We start from the raw sequence: 2,165 nt of genomic DNA on the forward strand, positions 1-2,165 counted from the left end.
GCCACACGCAACCCCCACCTCCAGCGCCGTGCTCACCGCCGATACCGCCGGTCGTCTGCCCCCCGACGCAGAGCGGCTGGGCGAGATCAAGGCGCTGCACGCCGCGATCAACCCGGTCGAAACCCTGTTCGTGGTCGATGCCATGACCGGGCAGGACGCGGCCAACACGGCCAAGGCCTTCGGTGATGCGCTGCCGCTGACCGGTGTGATCCTGACCAAGGTCGACGGCGACGCGCGTGGCGGTGCCGCCCTGTCGGTGCGAGCGATCACCGGCAAACCGATCAAGTTCATCGGTATGGGCGAGAAGAGCGAAGCGCTCGAGCCGTTCCATCCCGAGCGTATTGCTTCGCGGATCCTCGGTATGGGTGACGTGCTCAGCCTGATCGAACAGGCTGAGCAGACCCTCGACAAGGAAAAGGCCGACAAACTGGCCAAGAAGCTGAAGAAGGGCAAGGGCTTCGACCTCGAAGACTTCCGTGATCAGTTGCAACAGATGAAGAACATGGGCGGCCTTGGCGGCCTCATGGACAAACTGCCGAGCATCGGCGGCGTCAACCTGTCTCAGATGGGCAATGCCCAGAATGCCGCAGAGAAGCAATTCAAACAGATGGAAGCCATCATCAGCTCCATGACCCCGGCCGAGCGCCGCGACCCTGAGTTGATCAGCGGCTCGCGCAAGCGCCGGATCGCTATGGGTTCGGGCACTCAGGTGCAGGACATCGGCCGCTTGATCAAGCAGCACAAGCAGATGCAGAAGATGATGAAAAAATTCACCGCCAAAGGCGGAATGGCAAAAATGATGCGCGGCATGGGCGGTATGTTGCCCGGCGGCGGCATGCCGAAAATGTAAGATGTCCCGTCTGCCACTCGCCGAAAGTGAGCGACATGGGTGAGACAGGACACTAAACTTCGCCGGTCGTCGCACCGGCGCAAACCCCGCAAGGATGCGGGATCAACAGCAAACCCGCACTCGGCGGGAGCTGACTGGCCGTTTTCATCGACGGCTCTATATGCAAATCTGCACGGCATGCCATAGGCGCCGGAAAAAGTCATTTGCAAAAGTCCGGATATTCCTTAGAATATGCGGCCTTTCGGGCACCCATGCCCGCTGTGCATTTAGATTTGCAGCACCGACTACAGTAACGATGTTCAAATGCTAACAATCCTTCTTGCCCTTGGCGGCTCAAAAAAGCGCCCGTTTTACCACCTGACCGTAACCGACTCCCGCAACCCGCGTGACGGTTCCCACAAAGAACAGGTTGGTTTCTTCAACCCTGTTGCCCGTGGTCAGGAAACTCGTCTGTCCGTGAACCAAGAGCGCGTAGCCTACTGGCTGAGCGTTGGTGCACAACCTTCTGAGCGCGTTGCTCAGTTGTTGAAGGAATCTGCCAAGGCTGCGGCCTGAGCAATATGAACGCGACGCCTGCTGTTGCCGATGATTTGATCGTTATTGGCAAAATTTATTCTGTTCACGGCGTTCGCGGCGAAGTGAAGGTTTATTCCTTTACTGATCCGACTGAAAACCTGTTGCAGTACAAAACCTGGACGCTCAAGCGCGAAGGCAATGTCAAACAGGTCGAGCTGGTCAGTGGACGCGGGAGCGATAAGTTCCTGGTCGCAAAGCTCAAGGGTCTTGATGATCGTGAAGAAGCTCGTCTTCTGGCCGGTTATGAGATCTGCGTGCCGCGCAACCTGTTCGCTGAATTGACCGAAGGCGAGTACTACTGGTACCAGCTGGAAGGTCTGAAGGTCATCGATCAACTGGGGCAATTGCTCGGGAAAGTCGATCATCTTCTGGAAACCGGCGCCAATGATGTAATGGTAGTCAAGCCTTGCGCTGGCAGCCTGGATGATCGCGAACGCCTGTTGCCCTATACGGAGCAATGCGTGTTGGCAGTCGACCTCGCCGCGGGTGAGATGAAGGTGGATTGGGACGCGGACTTCTAAGCGTGGCTAACTTGCGCGTAGAAGTGATCAGTTTGTTTCCCGAGATGTTTTGCGCCATCGGCGACTACGGCATCACCAGTCGAGCGGTCAAACAGGGGCTCTTGCAGCTGACCTGTTGGAACCCGCGGGATTACACGACGGATCGGCATCACACTGTGGACGATCGCCCGTTTGGCGGTGGTCCGGGCATGGTGATGAAGATCAAGCCCCTGGAGGAT

General features: G+C 57.7%; 2 protein-coding genes and 2 pseudogenes. All 4 read left to right on the top strand.

The features are described from left to right. Positions 1-850 (top strand): annotated as a pseudogene (locus tag ACIOU6_RS20950) (signal recognition particle protein); the annotation flags it as partial. Positions 851-1,153: 303 nt separating this feature from the next. After that, positions 1,154-1,405, top strand: a complete 252-nt coding sequence (gene rpsP, locus ACIOU6_RS20955) for a 30S ribosomal protein S16 (RefSeq protein WP_401138774.1) — start codon at positions 1,154-1,156, stop codon at positions 1,403-1,405. 5 nt (positions 1,406-1,410) lie between these two features. Continuing rightward, complete coding sequence (rimM, locus tag ACIOU6_RS20960) at positions 1,411-1,947, top strand: ribosome maturation factor RimM (protein WP_221729889.1); 537 nt, start codon at positions 1,411-1,413, stop codon at positions 1,945-1,947. Positions 1,948-1,991: 44 nt separating this feature from the next. Further along, positions 1,992-2,165 (top strand): annotated as a pseudogene (locus ACIOU6_RS20965) (tRNA (guanosine(37)-N1)-methyltransferase TrmD); the annotation flags it as partial.

This window comes from Pseudomonas sp. NPDC087615, from assembly GCF_044743445.1.
In the GTDB taxonomy this organism is placed as follows: Bacteria; Pseudomonadota; Gammaproteobacteria; order Pseudomonadales; family Pseudomonadaceae; genus Aquipseudomonas; species Aquipseudomonas baetica_A.